The organism is Aeromicrobium sp. REDSEA-S32_B7 (assembly GCF_001626145.1).
In the GTDB taxonomy this organism is placed as follows: domain Bacteria; phylum Actinomycetota; class Actinomycetes; order Propionibacteriales; family Nocardioidaceae; genus Aeromicrobium; species Aeromicrobium erythreum.
Genome location: NZ_LUNF01000104.1, coordinates 1 through 3,638 on the forward strand (window position 1 = coordinate 1; position 3,638 = coordinate 3,638).

Genomic DNA, 3,638 nt, shown 5'->3' on the forward strand with positions numbered 1-3,638 from the left:
GGCGCACCGCGTTGACCCGCTTGTCGGTGGTCTGCGCGGAGAGCACTGTGACCACCAGCAGCTGGAAGGGGTCGTCGAAGTCCAGCTCGCAGCGGGCGTCGGGATAGGTCTCGGCGAGCACCCGCTCGATGCGACGGGCCCGCCGGGTCAGGGCGAGGGGGGACTCCGGCGCAGGCACGCTGACACCCTACGAGACGGCGGGGACACCCCCGGGGGATGTGCCTCACACCCCGTGCGACCGGCCCGCCAGCCCCCGCACCGCCACGCGGTGGCGCCCCCGGTGGTGCCTGTGATGAATTCCACTCGATAGGATCACCACACGCGCAGTTCTGCGCCGTGGACCCACCACGCCCGCGACGTCCCACCAGGAGGCCCCCGTGGACAACGACGTGCTCCGCCAGGCACCGCTCTTCAGCGCCCTCGACGACGAGGCCGCCTCGGCGCTGCGCGCCTCGATGAGCGAGAACCGCCTGCGCCGCGGCGACGTGCTCTTCCACGAGGGCGACTCCGGCGACAAGCTCTACATCGTCCTCGACGGCAAGGTGAAGCTGGGCCGCACCTCCTCCGACGGCCGGGAGAACCTCCTGGCGATCCTCGGGCCCGGCCAGATGTTCGGTGAGCTCTCGCTCTTCGACCCGGGCCCGCGCTCGGCCACCGTCACCGCCGTCACCGACTGCTCCTTCGCCTCGCTGTCCCACGAGGACCTCCTGCGCTGGCTCGAGGGTCGCCCCGTGGTCGCCCGCGGCCTGCTCGCCCAGCTGGCCGGCCGGCTGCGCAAGGCCAACGACGTCGTCGCCGACCTGGTCTTCTCCGACGTCCCCGGCCGCGTCGCCAAGGCGCTGCTCGACCTCGCCGACCGCTTCGGCCGCACCGCCGACGACGGCGTCCACGTCCACCACGACCTCACCCAGGAGGAGCTCGCCCAGCTGGTCGGCGCCTCCCGCGAGACCGTCAACAAGGCGCTGGCCGACTTCGCCTCGCGCGGCTGGCTGCGTCTGGAGCCCCGCTCGGTCGTCATCATGGACGTCGAGCGGCTCTCCCGCCGCGCCCGCTGACGCACCTCTCACGAGCAGTCCCCGTGGTTCCGACCGGAGCCCGGGGACTTCCTCGTGCTCGCCCTCAGCGGCCGCGCAGGTAGGCCAGCTGGGCCCGCACCGACAGCTCGGCCGCGCCCCACAGGACCGGGTCGACGTCGGCGTACACGTGCTCCACGACGCGGCGCGGCAACGCCTCGGCGTCGAGCTGCTCGTCCTCGATGTGCTCCAGCGCCGCCTCGACCTGCGCCAGGCGCGCCTGCCGGTGGTCGCGGTAGTAGGTCAGCGCCGCCAGCGCGTCGCCGATGACCGGCCCGTGCCCGGGCCACACGGCCGCGGCCTCCTCCCGCTCGGCCAGCGCGTGCAGCCGGTCGAGGGAGTCGAGGTAGGCGCCGAGCTGGCCGTCGGGGTGCGCGACCACGGTGGTACCGCGGCCCAGCACGGTGTCGCCGGTGAGCACCGCCCGCTCGGCGGGCAGCAGGAACGACAGCGAGTCGGCGGTGTGTCCGGGCGTCGCCACGACGTGCACCTCCAGACCGTCGGCCTCCACGACGTCGCCGCGAGGTGCCCGGGGTCGGACGGGCCGGGGTCGATCACGATCGAGCGCCGGGCGCCCGGCTCGCGCAGCACCCAGGAGTTGGTGCCGTCCAGCGTCATGATGTTCGGGTTCGGGGCGAGCACGCACTGCCCGCGCTCCCCGAACGCACCCCCGGCCCAGCTCCCGTCGGTCATCGTAGACGCCTCCGCCGCTCAGGCCCGCCGGGCCGCCAGGACCGGCCGCAGCCGGTCGGGCATCGAGAGGGTCCAGCCGTCGTCGAGCGGCTCGACCGAGGGGCAGAACATCTCCAGCCGCCGGTCCGCGGCGGCTGCGAGGACCGCGTCGGGGTCGGCGTACGTGCCGACCTCCATCGAGACCAGGTAGGTCGGCGGCATCATCGCCAGGTCGCCGCTGTCGGCCTGGTCCGCGGCGAGCGCCGCGGGCAGCCAGGTGACCGAGGAGGACTCGGTGGACACGTCGCGGGTGACCTGGCCCTCGGGCAGGCGGGCGACGAAGAACCAGGTGGCGTAGCGCTTGGGCTCGAAGACCGGCGTGAGCCAGGCGTCCCAGGCGCCGAGCAGGTCGGTGCGCAGCACCAGCCCGCGGCGGTCGAGGAACTCCGTCAGCGACAGCTCGCGCCCCTCGAGGGCCACCCGCTCGGCCTCCCAGTCCTCGCCGCTCGTGTCGGCCACGACCTCGTCGGCCGACGGGCCGGCCAGCAGCACACCGGACTCCTCGAAGGTCTCGCGCACCGCGGCGCAGAGCAGGGCGCGGGCCTCCGGCTCGGTGCAGTCCAACCGCTCGGCCCACGTCGCGACCGACGGCCCGGCCCAATGCTCGTCCTCGAGGTCGAAGTCGCGCTTGTCGACGCCCCCACCGGGAAAGACGGCCATGCCGCCGGCGAAGTCCATCGAGAGCTGCCGGCGCAGGTAGTAGGCCTCGGGGCCCGCACCCGTGTCGGAGGGACGCAGCAGGATGACCGTCGCCGCGTCGCGGGGCTCGGCGGCGATGCGGGTGCCGTCGGCGTACTCCCGCGCGACGTCGACCACCGTCTCCGGCAGCGGCACCGGCGGGAGCGGGATCCTCACTTGACCTCGACCAGCAGCTCCACCTCGACGGGCGCGTCGAGGGGCAGCACGGGCACGCCGACGGCGGAGCGGGCGTGGATGCCCGCGTCGCCGAAGACCTCGCCCAGCAGCTCGGAGGCGCCGTTGGCGACGCCCGGCTGGCCGGTGAAGTCGGGTGTGGAGGCGATGAAGGCGACGACCTTGACCACGCGCACGACGCGGGACAGGTCGCCGATCTCCGACTTCACCGCGGCGATCGCGTTGAGGACGCACTGCTGGGCGCAGGCGTAGGCCTCCTCGGCCGTCACCTCGCCACCGACCTTGCCGGTCACCATCAGCTCGCCGGCCCGCATGGGCAGCTGGCCCGAGGTGAAGACGTGGTCGCCGGAGCGGCCCGCCGGGACGTAGGCCGCGACGGGCTTGGCGACCTCCGGGACGGCGAGGCCCATCTCGGCCAGGCGCTCCTCGGGGGAGGTCATGCCTTGGGCCGCTTCAGGAACGCGACGAGGCCGCCCTGGGCGTTGGTCTGGATCGTGACCAGCTCCCAGCCGTCCTCGCCGAAGTTGTTCAGCATCAGCGCCTCGTTGTGCAGCGGAATCGGTGCGACCTGGTACTCCCACTTCGTCATGGGCCCGACCCTACTCACACCGACGGGCGAGGCGCGACGAGCGCCAGCCCCCACCGCTGGTCGAGGCGCGACGAGCGGGCACGACGACGGCCGGGGCCGGGACCATGCGGTCCCGACCCCGGCCGGTGTGGTCGTGCGGTGGTGCGGTGGTGCTGCGGTGCGCTCAGTCGACCTTCGGCAGGTCGCCGGTGGCGCGCAGCTCGTCGGCCACCTGCTCGGCGAACCACTTGCGGCGCTTGCGCTGGTACCACTTGTGCTCGGCGAGCAGCGCCTTGGCGGTCGCGATCACCATCAGCACCATCACGATGCTGAAGGGCGCGGCGACGAGGATCGACATCGTCTGCAGGGCGGCCAGGCCGCCGGCGCCGACC

General features: G+C 73.7%; 6 protein-coding genes and 1 pseudogene. 1 reads left to right on the forward strand and 6 read right to left on the reverse strand.

Going from position 1 to position 3,638, the window contains the following annotated elements:
* Positions 1 to 178 (reverse strand): annotated as a pseudogene (locus A6Q79_RS07565) (endonuclease III); the annotation flags it as partial.
* 199 nt (positions 179 to 377) lie between these two features.
* Here A6Q79_RS07565 and A6Q79_RS07570 point away from each other — a divergent pair.
* The gene (locus tag A6Q79_RS07570) at positions 378 to 1,055 is read left to right on the forward strand and encodes a Crp/Fnr family transcriptional regulator (RefSeq protein ID WP_179529613.1); all 678 of its coding nucleotides are present in this window, start codon (positions 378 to 380) and stop codon (positions 1,053 to 1,055) included.
* Between the two features lie 64 nt (positions 1,056 to 1,119).
* On the opposite strand, the gene A6Q79_RS07575 is transcribed toward A6Q79_RS07570, so the two are convergent.
* From A6Q79_RS07575 to A6Q79_RS07595, 5 genes are all read right to left on the reverse strand, one after another.
* Positions 1,120 to 1,719: an MBL fold metallo-hydrolase gene (locus A6Q79_RS07575; RefSeq protein WP_317697507.1), complete on the reverse strand. Its 600-nt coding sequence runs from the start codon at positions 1,717 to 1,719 to the stop codon at positions 1,120 to 1,122.
* A 65-nt stretch (positions 1,720 to 1,784) separates the two neighbouring features.
* Positions 1,785 to 2,660 carry an NUDIX hydrolase gene (locus A6Q79_RS07580; RefSeq protein ID WP_317697509.1) on the reverse strand — a complete coding sequence of 292 codons (876 nt, stop codon included), beginning with the start codon at positions 2,658 to 2,660 and terminating at the stop codon, positions 1,785 to 1,787.
* Complete coding sequence (locus tag A6Q79_RS07585) at positions 2,657 to 3,118, reverse strand: RidA family protein (protein ID WP_317697512.1); 462 nt, start codon at positions 3,116 to 3,118, stop codon at positions 2,657 to 2,659. Before A6Q79_RS07585 ends, A6Q79_RS07580 begins: the two co-directional genes overlap by 4 nt.
* A complete protein-coding gene (locus A6Q79_RS07590; protein ID WP_179529608.1) occupies positions 3,115 to 3,267 on the reverse strand; it encodes a hypothetical protein in 153 nt (50 codons plus the stop codon). Before A6Q79_RS07590 ends, A6Q79_RS07585 begins: the two co-directional genes overlap by 4 nt.
* 163 nt (positions 3,268 to 3,430) lie before the next feature.
* Positions 3,431 to 3,638: BCCT family transporter (locus tag A6Q79_RS07595; RefSeq protein ID WP_317697517.1), on the reverse strand; the 208-nt coding region annotated here is incomplete at its 5' end.